Annotated in this window: 10 protein-coding genes; 4 read left to right on the plus strand and 6 right to left on the minus strand. The window is 37.9% G+C overall.

The window, feature by feature from the left end; translation table 11 throughout:
* Positions 1 to 337 precede the first annotated feature (337 nt).
* Both parC and aspS read right to left on the minus strand, forming a co-directional pair.
* Positions 338 to 2,587, minus strand: coding sequence for a DNA topoisomerase IV subunit A (gene parC / locus NNJ73_RS07965; RefSeq protein ID WP_254493587.1), 2,250 nt, complete (start codon positions 2,585 to 2,587; stop codon positions 338 to 340).
* Positions 2,588 to 3,774: 1,187 nt separating this feature from the next.
* Positions 3,775 to 5,568, minus strand: a complete 1,794-nt coding sequence (aspS, locus tag NNJ73_RS07970; RefSeq protein WP_254493588.1) for an aspartate--tRNA ligase — start codon at positions 5,566 to 5,568, stop codon at positions 3,775 to 3,777.
* Positions 5,569 to 5,701: 133 nt separating this feature from the next.
* Here aspS and rnd point away from each other — a divergent pair, with 133 nt between their 5' ends.
* Positions 5,702 to 6,856 (plus strand): ribonuclease D, encoded by a 1,155-nt coding sequence (gene rnd / locus NNJ73_RS07975; protein WP_254493589.1) that lies wholly within the window; start codon positions 5,702 to 5,704, stop codon positions 6,854 to 6,856.
* A gap of 374 nt (positions 6,857 to 7,230) precedes the next feature.
* Here the strand turns inward: rnd and NNJ73_RS07980 are convergent, their stop codons facing one another.
* Positions 7,231 to 8,748 carry a Ppx/GppA family phosphatase gene (locus tag NNJ73_RS07980; protein WP_254493590.1) on the minus strand — a complete coding sequence of 506 codons (1,518 nt, stop codon included), beginning with the start codon at positions 8,746 to 8,748 and terminating at the stop codon, positions 7,231 to 7,233.
* 6 nt (positions 8,749 to 8,754) lie between these two features.
* Entirely contained in the window at positions 8,755 to 10,938 is a 2,184-nt protein-coding gene (locus NNJ73_RS07985; protein ID WP_254493591.1) for an RNA degradosome polyphosphate kinase, read from the minus strand.
* Positions 10,939 to 11,263: 325 nt separating this feature from the next.
* Here NNJ73_RS07985 and NNJ73_RS07990 point away from each other — a divergent pair, with 325 nt between their 5' ends.
* Both NNJ73_RS07990 and NNJ73_RS07995 read left to right on the plus strand, forming a co-directional pair.
* On the plus strand, positions 11,264 to 11,512 hold the full coding sequence (locus NNJ73_RS07990; RefSeq protein WP_120100827.1) for a zinc-finger domain-containing protein: 249 nt from the start codon (positions 11,264 to 11,266) through the stop codon (positions 11,510 to 11,512).
* A gap of 46 nt (positions 11,513 to 11,558) precedes the next feature.
* Positions 11,559 to 12,806, plus strand: coding sequence for an FAD-binding protein (locus NNJ73_RS07995; RefSeq protein WP_254493592.1), 1,248 nt, complete (start codon positions 11,559 to 11,561; stop codon positions 12,804 to 12,806).
* Positions 12,807 to 12,985: 179 nt separating this feature from the next.
* Here NNJ73_RS07995 and dnaE read toward each other — a convergent pair whose 3' ends face one another.
* On the minus strand, positions 12,986 to 16,474 hold the full coding sequence (dnaE, locus tag NNJ73_RS08000) for a DNA polymerase III subunit alpha (RefSeq protein WP_254493593.1): 3,489 nt from the start codon (positions 16,472 to 16,474) through the stop codon (positions 12,986 to 12,988).
* Positions 16,475 to 16,850: 376 nt separating this feature from the next.
* Here dnaE and recG point away from each other — a divergent pair, with 376 nt between their 5' ends.
* Positions 16,851 to 18,959, plus strand: a complete 2,109-nt coding sequence (gene recG / locus NNJ73_RS08005) for an ATP-dependent DNA helicase RecG (RefSeq protein WP_254493594.1) — start codon at positions 16,851 to 16,853, stop codon at positions 18,957 to 18,959.
* A gap of 401 nt (positions 18,960 to 19,360) precedes the next feature.
* Here recG and glmS read toward each other — a convergent pair whose 3' ends face one another.
* Positions 19,361 to 21,184, minus strand: a complete 1,824-nt coding sequence (gene glmS / locus NNJ73_RS08010; RefSeq protein ID WP_254493595.1) for a glutamine--fructose-6-phosphate transaminase (isomerizing) — start codon at positions 21,182 to 21,184, stop codon at positions 19,361 to 19,363.
* Positions 21,185 to 21,337: the final 153 nt, after the last annotated feature.

Below are 21,337 nucleotides of genomic sequence, written 5' to 3' on the forward strand. Positions count from 1 at the left end.
CCCCACGCTTATAAAGCGTGTAAACTTGTCACCTTTATATTTCTATCCCCAATGTTACAACAGCTCTTGGGACTTGAAACAGCTCATAAAAGAAATTTTTAATTCTTTTCTTTATAAATTTCTATCTACAATACTAATCCACTTGTGATGTACAACAAGCAGATCATTTTGATTGTTTCAACATGAAGAAGATTGAAATAAGAAAAATTATGGATATTAGAGACTCTTATTTAACATAAGAATGATATTATTATAAATCAATACCTTATCATATAATAAAAACCCATAAGCATTTCTTTTACACTTTTATAGGCCTGAAATAAAAACGTTCTATTATTTAATTGGTAAATTTTCCTGATTTGGGAAATCCTTTTGGAACCAGACGCCCGACACCTGCACGTGTTCCCATCCATTCAATGAGATCATCAGCTTGACGGTTAAAGATTCGTTCAGCGGTATCTTGCCAACTTAAGCCTTCTGATAAATTAAAGGTCTTGGCATCAACAATACCACCCTCTTTGTAACGCTGTAAACGAACCCCTTTACCACGATTCATTTCTGGTATTTGTTCAATAGAAAAAATAAGCATTTTGCGGTTTTCACCAACCACGGCAACATGATCACCATTGACTGGAACACAAAGCTTTACCTTATCAGGAGATTTCACATTCATCACCTGCTTTCCTTTTCGTGTATTGGCAATCACTTCTGCAGCAGGAACGATAAAGCCATTGCCCTGAGATGAAACCAGGAGCAATTTTTCTTCTGCATGATGCACAAAAGCTGTAAGAACATCATGCTCATCATCCATATCAACTAAAAGACGAATGGGCTCACCCTGTCCTCGTCCTCCAGGCAAACTATTTGCACCAAATGCGAAAAACTTTCCACCATTACTTATTAGCACAATCTTGTCGGTCGTAAATGCCGGAAATGCCAACTTCAAACTATCTCCTTCTTTAAAAGAAAGCGCTTTGTAATCGTGCAAATGCCCCTTCAAAGCACGCACCCACCCTTTTTCAGAAATAACAACAGTCACCGGTTCTTTTTCGATCATTGCTTGTTGAATATCATCAAGATCATGTCTTGGTGCTTCTTCAAATGTCGTACGCCTTTTCCCTAAGAGCGTTTCAGGACCAAAAGTGTTGCGAACTTTTTTAATTTCTTCTGAAATTATTTTCCATTGTTTTATAGGAGAGGCTAACAAATTCTGTAGTTTTTCTTTTTCAGCTTTAAGCGTTTCAAATTCCTTACGAATTTCAAATTCTTCAAGCTTACGTAAAGAACGCAAGCGCATATTAAGAATAGCTTCAGCTTGATTTTCTGTTAATTCAAAACGATTAATCAGCTTTTTTTTCGGTTCATCCTCTTCACGAATAATCTGTATGACCTCATCGAGATTCAAATAGGCAATAAGATACCCATGAAGAATTTCCAATCTGCTATCAATTTGATCAAGCCGATAGTGAGAACGTCGAATAAGCACTTCTTGACGATGTTCAAGCCATTGTTGCAAACTTTCTCGCAGCGAGAGAACATTGGGTCTTTTTCCCAAAGATAAAACATTAAGATTAAGAGGAAATCTGACTTCAAAATCAGTTAATTTAAAAAGGGATTCCATAAGAAGTTCAGGATCAACCGACCGGTTTTTAGGAACAAGCACAATGCGGATATCTTCTGCTGATTCATCTTGAATATCCTCAAGCATTGGTAAGCGCCGCGCAAGCAACAATTCCGCAGTTTTTTCAATAAGGCGTGACTTTTGAACTTGATAGGGAATTTCGGTCACAACAATCACATAAGAACCACGGCTACCATTTTCCTGATGCCAACGTGAACGTAATCGAAAAAAACCCCGCCCTATACGATAAGATTCCTCAATACTTTTTTTAGGCTCAACCAAAATGCCACCGGTTGGGAAATCAGGTCCCAGCACAAATTGATTTAAATCCTCATCACGCGTATCAGGATGTGCAATCAAATGCAGTGCCGCATCACAGAGCTCAGCAACATTGTGGGGAGGAATAGATGTTGCCATACCAACAGCAATACCTGAAGAACCATTAGCTAAAAGATTAGGAAAAGCACCTGGTAGAACAACAGGCTCTTCATCTTCTTCATTATAGGTCAAACGAAAATCAATAGCATTTTCATTAATTCCCTCAAGCAATAATGCAGCTACTTCAGTCATGCGAGCTTCCGTATAACGCATAGCTGCAGCATTATCACCATCAATATTACCAAAATTTCCTTGTCCATCAACCAACGGATAACGAACCGCAAAACTTTGAGCCAAACGCACCAAAGCATCATAAATAGAGGCATCTCCATGAGGATGAAATTTTCCCATGACATCACCAACAATCCGCGCACATTTCGCATAAGATTGTCCAGGGTTTAGTTTGAGAAGACGCATTGCATGAACAATCCGACGATGGACAGGTTTCAATCCATCACGCACATCAGGCAATGCACGATGCGTAATCGTAGAAAGTGCATAAGCCAAATAGCGTTCCTGTAAAGCAAAACGTAACTCTATTGGCTCAATATGTTCTTTATCAAAAGGTAAATTCATTTTATCAAACATAATATTAGAACAAAAACTCCCACAATAATAAGAAATTATTGTGTAGGATTTATTTAATGAAAACTTTTATGAGTAAACTTTTTTATTAAAAGTCAACGACATAAAAATAAACGTTGTGATTAGAACATGAACAGAAAATTATATCAATTTGAAAAATTTATACATGTTCTTCTCTCTTGTTCTAAACAATATATGAAAATATTTAATACATTTTCGAAAACTTCTTTCAATATCCTCTTTAAGGGGTAAAAAAACAAAATAAACTAAAAGAAGTAGAAAATATTTTCATTGTTAAGGAAAGCGATAAGCATTTTTAAATAAATAAAAATCTCAAAAACAACGCTATTATTAATTGATACAGCTTTAAGCAAACTGGAGTCATGATAACGTTTCAAAACGACGTAAATAAATTTTTATAGTCTTTCCAACAACAACAATTTCCTTCCAAATATATTTTGAATGCAGATTATTCTAGACAAAAATCTTATTGAAAGCTTTGCCAAATCCGACAATATAATTTGACGGCTCACAAAGAGTCATTTCATCCTTTTAGGAATGAAAAAAGCACCTTTCAAACATCATCTTTTAGTATAAAAGTAAGTTGTATAACAACTTCATCCCGTTTCTCTATGAAAACTTAAAAAATATTTAAAGCTTATAGAGTTCCCCAAGGTTAAGTCCATAGGAAGCAAAAATGCATTATTTTCATAAACGCGAAGAGAGATAATTATCTTTTACAATGTCGTAAGAACTTCAATAAAATATAAATAACATATTGATATATAAAGATAATTTATTCATTTACAACTTAAATAAAGATCCCAAGTATTCTAAAGTTTTCTCATTTCCGATTTATTCATGATAAATTACTCACAATCATTTTTCTGCTTATCACAAAGGTAAGAGCGACTATCTAAGAAAGGAAAATGACAGCTTATTCTTTATTCAACAAAGATGGCAATAGTCTCATAGCACTCATGAGGTTTTAAGTTATATCCTTCATGAGTGAGCATCGTAGCATGAGATCGACTGCATTGAGAGATATTTCTTTAAAAACAATGCCTCTGGAAGGATTAATACAATAGCATTCTTCACCTCTCTAAGTCCATAAACAACAGATACGCTCTTGAGAGACATCAAAAACTTCACACTACGGAGAAAGAGACGACAACAATCCATAAATTACTTTATGAACTATTTTTGTGCGTAGGAGCCATGCGGATTCCTAACTCACGTAATTGCGTAGAAGAAACATCAGATGGCGCACTCATCAAAAGATCAAGTGCCTGTTGATTCATAGGAAATAAAGCAACTTCACGTAAATTTTTAACACCTTGCAACAGCATAATAATGCGGTCAATTCCCGCAGCCATACCACCATGGGGTGGAGCCCCATAATGGAATGCACGATAAAGAGCACCAAAACGATCTTTCACAACTTCCTTAGAAAGTCCTACAAGTTCAAAAACTTTAAGCATCATTTCAGGCAAGTGATTACGAATTCCACCGGATGCAATCTCATAACCATTACAAACAAGATCATATTGAAAAGCTTTAAGCGTAAGAGGATCTTGACACTCAAGAGCATTTTCTCCCCCTTGAGGCATAGAAAAGGGATTATGGGCAAAATCAATCTTTTTCTCATCTTCATTCCATTCAAAAAATGGAAAATCAACAATCCACGCTAAAGAGAAACTCTTTCTATCGACAAGGTCTAATTCTTCCCCTACCCGTATGCGGGCTGCTCCAGCAAAAGATGCGAATTTTTTTGGATCTCCAGCCACAAAAAAACAAGCATCCCCATTTTCAAGTCCAAGTTGCATACGAAGTGCTTCAGTTCGCTGCTCACCAATATTTTTGGCAATAGGCCCTGCTCCTTCAAATTTTCCTTCTTCTTCACGCCAGAAAATATAACCGAGCCCTGGTTGCCCTTCACCTTGTGCCCATCCATTCATACGATCACAAAAAGCACGACTTCCACCCCTTTTAGCTGGAATAGCCCACACTTGTGCTTTATCATCATTCGCTAAAATCTGAGCAAACACTTTGAAACCAGAATTATAAAAATGCTGAGAAACATCTTCCATAATAATCGGATTACGCAAATCAGGCTTATCAGAACCATATTTCCGCATTGCTTCATCATAAGAAATGCGAGGAAAGCTTTGTGTCACCGTTTTTCCATTTGCAAATTCTTCAAAAATAGAACGCATAATGGGTTCCATAGTTGTTAAAACATCTTCCTGCTCAACAAAACTCATTTCAACATCTAATTGATAAAACTCACCAGGAAGACGGTCAGCCCGCGGATCTTCATCTCTAAAACATGGCGCAATTTGAAAATAACGATCAAAACCTGACATCATCAACAACTGCTTATATTGCTGTGGTGCTTGTGGTAATGCATAAAATTTTCCCTGATGAACACGACTTGGAACCAAAAAATCACGTGCACCTTCCGGCGATGAGGCTGTCAAAAGCGGTGTTGTAAATTCCGTAAAACCATTATTTTGCATAGCCCGTCTCATAGCCGCAATAATTTCAGTTCGACGCATGATATTTTTGTGCATAGTCTCCCGACGCAAATCAAGAAAACGATATTTTAATCGGATATCTTCAGGATAATCAGGCTCACCAAAAACCGGTAAAGGAAGCTCTTCAGATTTTGAAAGAATTTCTACCTCTTGTGCAAAAATTTCAATCTCACCTGTTGGAAGCGTTGCATTAATAACCTCATCAGAACGTGCACACACCTCCCCATCCACACGAATAACCCATTCAGAACGCACTTTTTCAATAACTTTAAAAGCTGGCGAAGCAGGGTTCGCAACAATTTGTGTGATTCCGAAATGATCGCGTAAATCCACAAAAAGAATTCCTCCATGATCACGAACACGATGAACCCATCCCGAAAGACGAACTTGTGTTCCTACATCACATTTACGAAGAGCCGCACAATGATGACTGCGATAACGGTGCATGTTTTTTTGCCTTTGATTATAATATTCACATGCGCTACAAACGCTTTTTAATAACCATTTGTCAAGATATGAGAATAAAAACGCGAAAATAAAGTCAATAAAAGACAAATTTAATGTATCGAATGATAATAAAATGATGAATCTTATTACACAAACAACAGATCTTGAAATTGCACTTAATGCTCTACGGACCTCTGATTTTGTAACAGTTGATACTGAGTTTATCCGCGAAACAACTTTTTGGCCTCAACTGTGTTTAATTCAGCTCGCATCACCAGATGTTACAGTTTTAATTGATCCCATAGCACCAGATATTGATTTACAAGCATTTTTTGACCTCATGATCGATAAAAAAATTGTCAAAGTTTTTCATTCTGCTCGCCAAGATATTGAAATGATTTATTATCTTGGAGGCGTTATTCCTTCCCCTCTCTTCGACACACAAATAGCAGGATCAATTTGTGGATTTGGTGATTCGATCTCCTATGATCAAATTGTACAACGCTGCACAGGGCATCATCTTGATAAATCTTCCCGCTTTACAGATTGGAGTTGTCGCCCCCTGTCTGAAAAACAACTACTCTATGCCCTTGCCGATGTAACTTATCTAAGAGATGTTTACCTCCTCTTAAAAAAAAGATTAGAAAAGAGTCAACGTGTTCACTGGATGGATGACGAAATAACGATTCTTTTAAATCCTAAAACCTATGATATGCCAGAAGATGAAGCATGGAAAAAAGTGAAAGGAAAAGTTAAAAAACCGCGTGAACTTGCTGTATTACAAAAGATAGCAGCTTGGCGTGAACGTAAAGCGCGAAAATACAATATGCCCCGTCGCCATATCATGAAAGATGAATGTCTCATAGAAATAGCAACCCAACAACCAAAAGATGAATCTGCGTTAAAACGGTTGCGCAGTCTCAGTAAAAATTGGGATAAACACTCAATTGCGCAATCATTAATCAAAGCTGTCCATGAAGGCTTAGAGGTCGATCTTTCTACTTTACCCCCCATTCCTAAATATAACCCACTCAATGATACGACAGCCGCTGCTATCGATCTGCTCAAAGTCTTATTAAAACTTGTTGCAGACGAAAACAGCATTGCCCCTAAAATTATTGCAACATCCAATGATTTAGAAAAAATCGCCAATGGAGGAATAAAGAAAAATATCCCCGCTATGAATGGCTGGCGCTATGAAATATTTGGTCAAAAAGCCGAACAACTTCTAAAGGGTCAGATAGGTTTTTACTTTAACGATGGAAAAATAAGCACAAAACAGCTCTAAATGTACATTTCCCCCACATTCTCAGATTTCCATAAAATCTCCTAAAGGAAAGCTTGTTCTATGTCAAAATGAGTAGCAAATCAAAAGAGAAAAATTTTGTAATCGCATCTTATTAAATCAATTTTATTTGAAAAATATAAAAGAACTTCTGAGTAAATTTAAAACATTCTCATTTTTTAAAGATCCATTATGCTCCTTATATCTACATCAATTGGTATCGTTATAAGAATAATACAAATAGGATAAATAAAATCTGCTGCTGACAAATTTAAAAACTTAAATAGTAAGCTCTTATTAAAGAGAAATGAGCGAGCATAAAACCTAAAATACCTAATCTTTTAAGATCTAAAATGCGAATAAACAAGGAGGAAACATCAAGAAACTTCAAAAGCAAGAGGTTGTTTTATTATTTTTGATAACTTCTTTAATCGCCCAAGAGGACGTTCTCCTAATAATCCAGCATAATTTTTTGGAATCTGCAAAACGATATGATCTTCTTTTTTAAGCCACAATAAATGAGGTAAAATCCCTGCAACAGAAGCGCTAAACAGGTGAGCAATACGCATGGTTTCACCAAGAATACGTGCTTTTTCAATGATACTTTGCGTTGCTAATTGAAAAATGGGAAGAGATTCTTTATCAACCAATAAACTTGTATTGCGAAAAAAAACAGCAAGTGCTGCATAAAGGCGCCCCTCATGAGAAATTCCTGGATAAGACCCTAATGCTATCTGATTGGCTGCTTCATTCCCCCGATAATCTGGATGTATACGCCAACCAATATCCGCAAGAAGACAAGCCGCTTGACGATAGCGGCTTTCATTTTCAGTTTCTGAAATTCCAAAAACATCAAAGGCATTCGCCGTAAAATCAATAAGTTCTTCTGCTTGTTTTGGTGAACGTGCTCGTAAAATAGCCATTTCTGTACAGGCAGCAATGAGAGGGTCTGAAAGTCGAATCGCCTGCGGCAAACGTGAATAAAGAAAACCTTCACGAACACCAGCACCAGAAAAGATTATCTTTTCAAACCCCATACACTGAATGAGTTCAATAAGAACAATGGCCCCATACGATAAAAGTTTCCGACGATTCTGTGAAACCGCCGCAATCCCTCTCATATTATCAATATTGCCACCTGCGACAAGATGTAAAAAACTCTCCATTTCCACGGCATCAACTTCATAGCCATGCATAACAGGAAGTCGATAGTGTTTCATTGCCATATGGAGTTTTGCCAAATTACGCCATGTTCCCCCTACGGCATAAAAATAAGGTGCCATACCTCTACGTGTACGTACAACAGAAGATTTATAAAATTGCTCATGTACAATTTTTGCAGCGACAGCACTATCATTATTTGACATATACTGTAGTCGTAAACCACCCAATGGAAGCGTTATCCCTTCACCAACATCAGAATGATCAACACCAATGAGTTCTAGACTTCCACCACCAAGATCTCCAGAAAGTCCCTTTGGTTGATAAAAAGTAGAAACAACCCCATAGGCGGAATACATCGCTTCTTCACTTCCTGAAAGCAGATATATTTTATTTTGTAAAATATCTTCAGCACTTTGAATAAACGCGACGCCATTTTTTGCATCTCGTGCTGCTGCCGTTGCTAAAGTATAGACCTCATCGGCCCCAATCTGTCGACAAAGCGTACGAAATCGCTTAAGCGTTTGCAACGCCATTTTCATCGCTTTTTCTTCTAAAAATCCCGTTTTTGCCACACCATGACCGAGACCACACAGAATCTTTTCATTAAACAAAACCGTTGGTGAGCGAACAAGCCCCTCATAAATAACCAACCGAACAGAATTTGATCCAATGTCAATAACAGCAACAGGCTTACGCCCTTTTAACCGGCCTTGAGCATCTCTATATGTCATTGGAATTCAGTCTTTATGCACTTCAGCTTGTTGCCGATGCACCGCAACCAAGCGCGAAATAGAAGATTCAAAAGACTCACTTTCCCCCGCAAAACCTGTATTGGCCATAAAATACTCCTGCGCATTAAACGGACTTTCACCTCTCTGCGGTGTGATACGTTTTGATGTTCCATCTTTCAGTATATCAAAGCTTTGTTGATTATCAATCAGATTAGCCAGCATAATTTGTAAAAGAATCTTCCGCCGCACCATTTCATTAAAAATTGGAACCAATATTTCAATACGGTAGTCTAAATTACGAGGCATCATATCAGCAGAACCTAAGTAAACAAGTGCATTTTCATTAGGCAAATCTTGACCATTCCCAAAACAAAAAATGCGACTATGTTCAAGAAAACGCCCTACGATTGATTTTACACGAATATTATCCGAAATTCCTGGAATACGAGGACGTAAACAACATATCCCCCGCACAACCAAATCAATCTGTACCCCTGCTTGACTAGCACGATATAAAGCATCAATAATTTCAGGATCAACTAATGCATTTACTTTCATCCAAATAGCAGCAAGCTTTCCTTGTTGTGCATGAGCGATTTCTCCTTCAATATGCTGAAGAATACGACCACGCAATGTTAAGGGCGAAAAAGCAATCTTCATTGTTTCATGTGGGCGCTCATAGTGCACAATATAATTGAACAATAACACAACATCATGAGCGATATCATCATCCGTGGAGAAAAAAGAAAGATCCGTATAAGTTTTAGCGTTAACAGGGTGATAATTTCCTGTTCCAAGATGAACATAAGAACAAAGACGTTTTCCTTCACGTCTCACAACAAGAGACATCTTGGCATGTGTTTTTAAGGTAATAAAACCAAAAATAACTTGAACTCCAGCACATTCAAGATCTCGTGCCCAACGAATATTCGCTTCCTCATCAAAACGTGCTTTAAGTTCTACCAAAGCCGTTACAGACTTTCCCCGTTTAGCAGCTTCAATCAAAGCGCTAACAATTGGGCTATCATTTGATGTACGATAAAGTGTTTGTTTAATTTCTACAACATCAGAATCGCAAGCAGCTTGACGTAAAAATTGGACAACAGCATCAAACGTTTCATAAGGGTGATGAATCACGATATCATTTTCACGAATAGCCGCAAAACAATCCCCATTATGTTTACGAATAGATTCGGGAACACGAGGAATATAAGGAATAAATTTGAGATCATCACGGGGAATAGAAACAATCTCTGAAACCATATTAAGTGCCAAAGGCCCATCAAGAACATGAATACAGTTATCAGGAACAGCAAGACAATTCGCTATAAATTGGCGTAAATTCTCTGGCATTTTTGCGTCAAATTCAACGCGAATAACCTGCCCACGCCGCCGCCTTTTAAGCGCCTTTTCAAAAAAATGAACAAGATCCTCAGCTTCTTCTTCTACTTCAATATCGCTATCTCGAATCACTCTAAATGTACCAATTTCATTAATCTCATAGTGAGGAAAGAGATATTTAATAAAAAGGTAAATAACATCTTCAGATGCAATAAAACGAAAATGATGCCCCTCTTCTTGAGGAAGAAGAATAAAACGCCTCAAAAGCATTGAAATGGGCAATAACACTGTACGTGCGTGTTGCCCCGCCTCTTCAGACAATTGAAACGCAAGAGAAAATCCTAAATTAGGGATAAAGGGAAAAGGATGTGTAGGATCAACAGGCAAAGGTTTTAGAACAGGCAAAATTGTATCAAGAAAATATTTTTCAAGCCACGATTTTTCAATGTCTGAAAGATCATCAGAACAAATAATTTCAATATCATTCTTTTTTAATTCGCCACGTAAAACATTTAATTCCCGTAGTTGCTGAACCTGCAACTTTGAAATTTCAGCTAATACAATATCAAGTTGCTCCTGTGGAGTATACCCATCTGCACTGCGTGCTGTAACATGAGCACGAATTTGAGCCGCAAGACCAGCAACACGAACCATAAAAAATTCATCAAGATTTGTTGCTGAAATCGAAAGAAATTGTAACCGTTCCAATAAAGGATGTTTCGAATTAGCCGCTTCCATCAAAACACGATTATTAAATTGTAGCCATGAAAACTCTCGATTAATAAACCGCACCGGATTTTTCATTGTTATATCCGATAGAGAAATTTTATCTGCCACCCTCTGTTCCATATATGCTCATTAATCTTCTTTTATACTGTCTAAAATTCTTGACGCGATATCTCACATAACATTCTATAATATGTTATCTTCCTCATAATACATCAATGTCTCATTTTTATTATTATGTTTCCATTTAATATTTAAAAATACTTAGAAAAAAGTCCCATATGCAAAGTGCTAAAACCATGACGATTATTCTATATAGCATAAAAGAAAAGCACTTTGCCTTAAAAAGCATCTTGCATTATTATAAGCATTATTACAAACTCACGCTTGTAAAATGGAAGAGCCGCATCATAGCTGATGAGACAATTTATTCTGGAGTTCATACACCATGGCTGATCATAACATTCCCCATTTCCAAAATGACCTTGGATATAAAACAATTGAAATTGGTGTGAAAGAATTTATGTGCGTAGGCGCAACACAACCATTCGATCATCCTCATATCTTTATCGATATGGGAGCAGCTGATGAGAAAATCTGCCCTTATTGCTCAACCCTTTATCGTTATGTTCCCTCACTCTCCTACGATCAAACAAACCCAACAGGATGTTTATATCATCCAGAAGAGCGAGTATAATGCGTTATCGGGCTTTCTACCACTCTTTTAGTTCTGCTTATTGAATATGAAATCATTTGTGGAGCAATCACCCATCATCGTTGGAGGCGGAATTGCGGGTTTAAGCACCGCTTTAGCGCTCGCTCATAAAGGAATTGCAAGCACCATTATCGAAAAATGTAAGCAACTTGAAACGATAGGTGCTGGTATTCAACTCACTCCAAATGCAACATCTATTCTTGCTCACTGGAAACTTCTTAACAAACTCACTGAAGTCGCAATAATCCCAGATTTTCTTGAGTTAAAAGATGGAATATCTTTAAAAACACGTCTACATGCTCACCTTATCAATCTAACAGAAAAATATTGGAAAGCCCCTTATATGACCATTCATCGTGCGGCTTTACAAAAAATTTTATATAATGCAGTGATTGAAAATCCCCTGATTAAATACAAAGCAGGCGAAACAATCGTATCTTCTAGCCACTCCGCAACCAACATTAAAATAACGACAACAAAAACAGATACAGCAACAAAACAGCTTTATTCAACGCCCCTCCTGATCGGATGTGATGGTGTATGGTCAACATTAAGGCAACAAGCTCCTTTTCATGAAAAAGCAAATTTTAGTGGCTTTATTGCTTGGCGTGCAACAACAGTATATGATAATCTTCCTCAAAGCTTTCGTTCTTCGCTGCAAAATATGAGGACAATCACAGCATGGATGGGACCAAACAATCATCTTGTTGTCTATCCCCTTCAGGCGTCAGAAAAAATTTTTAACTTTGTCGCTATTACGCATGGAGAAAATTCAAAAGAAGGATGGGCGCATAAAGGAGATAAAGAAAAACTCAGATCTCTTTTTAAGGATTGGAATTCAAAAATCTTACAAATCTTTGATCATATTGATGAATGGAGATATTGGCCGCTCTTTCACATGAAAAAAAGTCGTTTTCTAGGCTTAGAGAGACAAATATTTGTTGGCGATTGCGCACATGCAGCTTTACCTTTTGCAGCGCAAGGTGCTGCTATGGCAATTGAAGATGCTGCCACATTAGCAGAAGCACTTTCATTGAAAGATCTTTCATTAGCAAAAGCACTTTCGCTTTACGAAACAACACGCATCCCCCGTATCGCATCAGTCAAAAAACGTGGAGATTTCAACAGATTAGCTTATCATGCAACCGGTCCCATAGCCATTGCACGTAATCTCATGATGAAAATTTGTACGCCTGAGAGCATTATGTCAAATCTTAATTGGCTTTATAGGTATGATGCGATGAATTCCATAAAAAGTAATGATAAAAGCTTATAAAATTCTTTCAGTACTTTGAATATCACCAAAGAAAGAGATTTTTTTGACTTTATGATACTAAAAGCCCGTCAATAATTTAACAAGACCTTTCAAAATCCCTTATCTGATTTTTAAAGCTCAACTTTTAACTTTTCCAAAAGCAAAAATCCCCCCAAATAGCCTCTATCTTTAATCTCGTTTTAACTCAATTCCACTTCGACAATACCCTGAATTAATTTCATAGCATTTGCAACATGTGAATTGACCTTATATCGCTTTGGAAGTGCAATTTCGACTTCTCGCAATCCCTCTTCTTGAATTAAAATAAGCCCAACCTCTCCATTTCCCCCAAGCTTTAAATTTTGTTCAATTTGTGGAAGCATATCAACTGTTTTTATAAAAAGACGCATCATTTTATGCTGCTGTAATGCTTCCTTTTCCAAAGACTGAATTGTCTCAATTCGCAAATTAACCCCTTCAGAGCGATTTTCTGCGCTCACTGTAATAATAAAAGATTTTCCAGGTTCTAGCATCTCCTCATAATCCGAAAGTGCTTCAGAAAAAAGAACGGCCTCATATTGTCCGCTTGTATCAGAAAAATGAATAATTCCCATTTTTTTACCGGACTTTGTTTTGCGCACATTTTTTGCGACAACGGTTCCAGCAAGACGCGCAGCTGTTGCTCCCCCTTTAACGGCATTGGCAAAATGACTCCAAGTCTGAACGCGTTTTTTGGCAAGAATAACCTGATACTCATCCAATGGATGAGCCGAAAAGTAAAAGCCTATTGCTTGAAATTCTCGATAAAGTTTCTCAGCTGGCAACCAAGGAGTCGTTTGGGATAAAATCAATGGTTCTTTTAATCCACCTTCCATTCCAAATATATCAACCTGCCCGCTAGAGTTGTCATCGAGAATACGAAGTGCCCGCGCATGAAGTGTTCCAAGATTGGCTAATAAAACCTCACGCGCAATATTAAAACAATCAAAAGCGCCAGCACAAACTAAACTTTCCATTGCACGCTTATTAACAATACGAAGATCAACGCGTGCACAAAAATCTTCCAGATCCTTAAAAATCTTATTTCCACGACAAGCGACGATATGATCGACAACTGTTTCTCCTACCCCCTTAATGGCAGCAAGAGAATAATAAATACAGTTATCACCAACTTCAAAAACACGATGAGATGTTTGTATAGAAGGTGCAATAACTTCAATACCCAGCCTTAATGCCTCACGCCGAAAATCATTGAGCTTATCGGTATTCGTCATATCATGCGTCATTGAAGCAGCTAAAAACTCAACGGGATAATTGGCTTTCATATAAGCTGTTTGATAAGAAACAATTGCATAAGCAGCAGCATGAGATTTATTAAATCCATAATCGGCAAATTTTGCTAAAAGATCAAAGATAATATCAGCCTGCTCTTTATCAACACCACCAGCAACGGCTCCATTGACAAAACGTGTACGCTGTTTTTGCATTTCTGCATGAATTTTTTTCCCCATAGCACGACGTAATAAATCAGCTTCTCCAAGTGAATAACCAGCCAGCACCTGAGCAATCTGCATCACCTGTTCTTGATAGACTATAACACCTTGTGTTTCTTTAATCAGATGATCTATTTTAGGATGAATAGAAGCTATTTCCTCTTCCCCGTGTTTGCGTGCATTATAGGTTGGAATATTCTCCATTGGACCAGGACGATAAAGCGCAACCAGCGCAATAATATCTTCAATACGGTCTGGCTTCATTCCAATCAGCGCCTTGCGCATACCAGAACTTTCCACCTGAAATACGCCAACCGTTTCACCACGTGCCATCATAGCGTAGGTTGCTTCATCATTCAGAGGAATATTTGACAAATCTATTTTGATCCCTTGTCTAGCAACAAAATCAACAGCCATTTTCAAAACAGTAAGCGTTTTTAATCCAAGAAAATCAAACTTTACCAGCCCGGCCTGTTCAACATATTTCATATTAAATTGCGTAACAGGCATATCAGAACGAGGATCACGATACATCGGGACAAGCTCCCAAAGTGGACGATCTCCGATAACAATCCCAGCAGCATGAGTGGAAGCGTGACGATAAAGTCCCTCCAACTGAAGTGCTATATCTAATGTGCGTCCAACAACGGGATCTTTTTTCTTTTCTTCTTCAAATTTAGGTTCATCCTTAATCGCATCCGCTAATTCTACCTGACTTCCTGGTGTGGCAGGAATTAATTTTGTAAGATAATCCACCTGACGATAAGGAACTTCTAAAACACGCCCTACATCACGCAAAACCGCACGAGCTTGTAACTTACCAAAGGTAATAATTTGAGCAACTTGATCACGTCCATATTTTTTTTGAACATATTGAATAACTTCTTCACGCCGCTCTTGACAAAAGTCGATATCAAAATCTGGCATCGAAACACGGTCTGGATTGAGAAAACGTTCAAAGAGAAGAGAAAAACGCAATGGATCAACATCGGTAATCGTCAATGCATAAGCAACAAGTGAACCAGCACCAGAACCCCGCCCTGGACCAACAGGAATATCATGAATTTTCGCCCATTTTATGAAATCTGAAACGATAAGAAAATATCCAGAAAATTGCATACGCGTAATAACCGAGACCTCATAATCAAGCCGCTGTTCATAATCTGCGATCGTATAGCCTTCAGCCAATCCAATCGTTTTAAGTCGCATCTCTAAACCAGCTTTAGCTTGATTTAACAATTCACTATCTTCTGCTTCTAAAGTAGTTTCTGAACTAACAGATTGTTCTATAAAACGAGGTAATATCGGTTTTCGAAGAGGCGTGGCAATATGACAACGTAATGCAATTTCAACACTATTTTCTAAAGCTTCTGGAAGATCAGAAAACAGTGCAACCATTTCATCTTGTGACTTCAAATAATGATCTGGCGTCACCCTTTTGCGATCAGGGTTAGAGACGATCTGCCCTTCTGAAACAGCCATTAATGCATCATGCGCTTCATACCCTTCTCTCTTCAGAAAAAAAGCTTCATTCGTTGCAACAAGAGGAACTTCATGCGCATAAGCCAATTCAATAAGATCTGCTTCTACTCCTCGGTCATAAGAGCCATGCCGTTGTAATTCCATATAAAGACGATCAGCAAAAATTTTTTTTAAATAAATTAAGCGCTCAACAGCGCGTTCTTTTTTTTCTTCTGCCCAGGAAAGATTAATAGGTCCTCCCTTGCCCCCCGTTAAAGCAATTATGCCTTCACTGTGTGCCGACAACCAATCAGCTTTAATATGAGGAGGATCAGTATCACATTTATCAAGATAAGCACAGCTTACAAGACGAACCAAATGAGCATAACCAGTTTCACTCGCAGCTAACAGAATGACAGAGCAGAAATCAGAAGCATGACGTCCTTTAACCAAACGTGAATGATCATTTTCATCACAAAAATCAACGGTAAGCTGACAGCCAATAATAGGTTGAACTCCATGAGAAAGACAATACTGCGAAAATTCCAAAGCCCCAAATAAATTATTGGTATCGGTAATAGCAACCGCTGGTGCATGATCTGAAATCGCCTGTTGAATAATTTGTGGGATTTTTAAAGCCCCTTCAAGCAAGGAATAAGCAGAATGCACTCTCAAATGAATAAAGCGAGGAAGAGAATTTTTGTCCTCTTGTAGTTTATTTTTATCTTTGATCACTCTCACAATTTCCCACTAAAAACTAAATGCTAAACAGCACCCTTTAAAGAAAAAATTCCACGCTAACATAACTTTAAAGCTATAAATTTATCATCCTACATAGGAAAATATTCCAATTTTATTGATATTTATAAGAGAGTTCCATCAAGAAAATGCTTCTATTCACAGCAAATAAACGCCTAAAATAAAAAGAAACCAAATATAGCTCATATAAGCCCTTTAATTTTAGTATTCTTTTATTGTATTTCTCTTTAAATATTCATTTTTCTTCCTAACACTCAATAAGTTAATAAAACAATTTCTTCTTTATGAATTTATCCCCAAAAAGCTCTTCTAAAGGTCTAGAAAAAACAAAAAGAGCAGGTTAAATTTCCTCATGCTTCCAAGTCTTCTTACCCCTCTTTTTAATTCTATTCGAACCCTTTCTGGTATTACACCTAAAATCTATGGCTTACTGACAAAACTTTTAAATGTTAATCCTACACAACGTGAAGCAACCCTTATTGATCTTCTTCAATTAATGCCTCATTCTGTTATAGACCGCAGAATGCGTCCCAGCATTGCCTATGCAAAAGAAGGAGAGACTGTTACGTTAGAAATTGTCATCGATCAACATCAACCACCCCCTCGTGGTCATAACAAGATCCCCTATCGTGTTATCGCCCATGATCAAACAGGAAAAATAAATTTAGTCTTTTTTCACGCTCAACCTCTTTGGCTCAAAAAACAGCTCTCTGAGGGAAAAAAAGTCATTGTATCAGGGAAAGTTGAATGGTTTAATGGGCAACTTTCAATGGCGCATCCCGACCATATTATCCCGAGTGAACAATCAAATCAGATTCCTCTCATCGAACCTGTTTATCCCTCTACCGCCGGACTCACTTCAAAGACGTTAAGACGTGCTATACAAAACGCTCTCGATTTTATTCCTCTCCTCCCAGAATGGATAGATGAAAATGTTAAAAAGCAACAAAACTTTTCTTCCTTTTCTGTTGCTTTACGCCGTATCCATGCCCCTATTAATCCCGAAGATCTATCCTTAGAAAGTACAGCACGTAAACGTCTTGCCTACGATGAACTGCTCGCTTGTCAATTGGCGCTAGGTCTTGTGCGTTTGAAAACCAAATCTCTTGTTGGGACTTCTCGACCATCAACGGGAATTTATACGAAAAAATTGCTTAATATTCTCCCCTTTCAGCTCACAAAGGGACAGATAAAAGCGCTAGAGGATATAGCCAATGATCTTGCTTCACCAGAACCGATGCTAAGACTGCTCCAAGGTGATGTAGGTGCAGGAAAAACAGTCGTAGCACTCATGGCAATGGCACAAATTGCTGAAAATTCAGGACAATCAGCTTTAATGGCTCCCACAGAAGTGCTTGCTCGGCAACATTTTGCCACCATTGCCCCTCTTGCCGAAAAGATAGGCTTACAAACAACGCTTTTAACAGGACGAGAAAAAGGAAAGTTGCGGACAAATATTTTGAATGATATTTTATCAGGCCAAGTTTCTATCGTCATTGGAACCCATGCTCTTATACAAGACAGCGTTACTTATAACAATCTCGCTTTAACCATTATCGATGAACAACACCGTTTTGGTGTGCATCAACGTATTGCCCTTACAGAAAAAGGCAATAAACCGGATATGCTGGTCATGACCGCCACACCCATTCCCCGCACACTTGTTTTAACAGCTTTTGGTGACATGGATGTATCCAAAATTACAGAAAAACCAATGGGACGACAACCCATTACAACAGCAATACTTTCTTTGAAACGTATGCATGAACTTATAGAACGAATCGCAATTGCACTCGAAAAAGGAGAAAAACTCTATTGGATTTGTCCTTTAGTGGAGGAATCGACAGCTCTTGATCTTACTTCAATTGAAAATCGTTTTGCGTTTCTCCATGAACGCTTTGGAACTCGCGTTGGGATGATCCATGGCAAAATGTCTACAGCAGAAAAAGAAGCTGCTATGGCATCTTTTAAATGCGGAAATACACGTATTTTAGTTGCAACGACCGTCATTGAAGTCGGCGTGGATATCCCAGATGCTTCAATTATTATCATCGAACATGCAGAACATTTTGGTCTTTCACAATTGCACCAATTGCGTGGACGTGTAGGACGAGGTGATAAAAAATCTTCCTGTATTTTGCTCTATAAAGATCCACTCACCAAAACAGCAGCAAAACGCCTAAATATTATCCGTAATACAGAAGACGGTTTTGAAATTGCCGAAGAAGATTGGCGCTTGCGAGGCGAAGGAGAACTTTTGGGAACAAAACAGTCCGGCGTCCCTGAATTTCATATAGCAAATCTTGCTGTTCACAGTGATCTTTTGTCAATAGCAAGAAAGGATGCACGCTTATTTTTACAACGCGATCCTCACCTTTCTTCTGAACAAGGACAAGCTTTACGGCTGCTCCTTTATCTTTTCGGACACGACAATGCTACACGTCTCTTACGAGCAGGATAATGATAGAAAAAAAACTTTGATAAAAAATAAAAATACTTCCCATGCAAATATACTTTTCTTTCTTGGAATCACTCATAAATGATTTAACACCTCCCTACGCCATTTATGCTTCATGAAAGTATAACAAACCAATAGCAGCATCTTTTCTCTCGATCTGGATTACTCTTGCATTAAAGGAGGAGAAGCATAATGCGTTCTTTTGCCCCTTATCTTCATAGATCTGATCCATTTTTTGATCGCTTAAGAGAATATTTTTTATTCTGTCATTAAGGATTTGGAATGAAAAATTCTATCTTTGATATTCTCATTCAACAGAAAAAATGAGAAAACAAACTATCATTATAAATCAATTTGTTATATTTTGATTATTCTCCTAAAATTCAGAAATATACAATCTATTTTTATTCAACGGTGACTGATTTTGCTAAATTACGCGGTTGATCAACATCTGTTCCTAATAAAACAGCCGTATGATAAGCGATTAACTGAATAGGGAGCGCATAAATAATAGGAGCAATAAATTCTGGAACAACGGGCAAAGTAATCGTTGATAAAGTCTTAAGACAAGCTGCTTCTGCTCCTTTTTTATCGGTTATCAAAATAATACGACCATTGCGCGCTCCTACTTCTTGCATATTAGACAAAGTTTTTTCAAACCACCGATCATAAGGAGCCACAACAATAACGGGGATTGTCTCATCCACCAGTGCAATTGGTCCATGCTTCAACTCCCCCGCTGCATAACCTTCAGCATGAATATAAGAAAGCTCTTTCAGTTTTAGAGCTCCCTCCAAAGCAATCGGATAAGAAGTTCCACGTCCCAGATAAAGAACACTTTTTGCATTCACCAAATCACGACAAAGAGATTCAATTTTGCTTTCTAATTTTAAGACCTCATTTAAAATACGGGGAACTTCTGCCAACTGTTGAACCAATTGCTTTGCCATTTGAACCGTGAGATAACCACGTTGTTTAGCCGCGCTAAGTGCGAGTGAAGCAAGCGTTGCCAATTGGCAGGTAAAAGCTTTTGTTGAAGCAACACCAATTTCCGGTCCGGCAAGTGTTGGGAAAATAAAATCAGCCTCTCTTGCCATTGTTGATTGCTCAACATTCACAATTGTAGCTGTTTTTACACCCCGCTCACGACAATAACGCAAAGAAGCCAATGTATCAGCTGTTTCACCAGATTGAGAAACAAACAGGGATAATACATCAGAGGTTATAGGGGGTTCACGATAACGAAACTCCGAAGCAACATCATTATCAACACTCAAAGCGGCATATTTCTCAAACCAATAGCGGGCAACTAAGGTTGAATAATAAGCCGTTCCACAACTCGCAAAAAGGAGACGATGAATATTTTTCCAATCAATCAAATTCTCGAAAGATCGAACGGTATAATTTCCAAGATCAAGATAATGCGCCAAATTATGAGAAATCACTTCAGGTTGTTCAAACATTTCCTTGTGCATAAAATGACGATGATTTCCCTTAGAAATCAATAATGCTTGTTCAAGTAAGGTTGTTACAGAACGTTTTACCAGCTGATTGTCTCTATCGTAAATTGTGACGCCTTCCCGTGTGAGGACAGCCCAATCCCCATCTTCCAAATAACTAATATGATCAACGAATGGTGCCAAAGCAATAGCATCTGATCCCACAAAAAATTCATCTTTTCCATAACCAATTGCCAACGGTGGGCCAGAGCGAGCCGCAATCATAAGGTTATCTTCACCTTCGAAAATAAGAGCAAGTGCAAAAGCCCCCTGCAGCCTTTTCCAACTATTACGCATGGCTTCTTGCGGAGAAAGACCACTTTTTAATGCACGCGTTATTAAATGTGCAATAACTTCAGTATCCGTCTCTGTTTCAAAGATATAACCATCTTCGATGAGTTCTTTTTGCAATTCTACAAAATTTTCAATAATACCATTATGCACAACCGCAAGCTTTTCAGTTACATGGGGATGCGCATTGCGCTCAACAGCAACGCCATGTGTCGCCCAGCGGGTATGTCCAATCCCTAAATTTCCTTCCAGAGGAGTTTTTTTTAATTTTTCTTCTAAATGAACAAGCTTCCCCTCAGCACGTACACGATAAAGATGCCCATTATAAACTGTTGCCACCCCAGATGAATCATACCCCCTATATTCAAGACGTTTTAATCCCTCAACCAAAGAAGATGTAACACACCTCTTTCCAAGAATTCCAATAATTCCACACATTAAAAAGCTCCAACCCACATATCTTAAGATTTAAATCTCATAAAACAATCTAACAGTTTTTATTTTAAACGATAAATAATAAAATAATTCAAACATGGAGTACGGCAATCTTTAAGAATAAACCTCCTCTCCATCGTTAGATCAGTACAAAAC

This window comes from Bartonella sp. B1099 (genome assembly GCF_944801835.1).
Lineage (GTDB): Bacteria > Pseudomonadota > Alphaproteobacteria > Rhizobiales > Rhizobiaceae > Bartonella.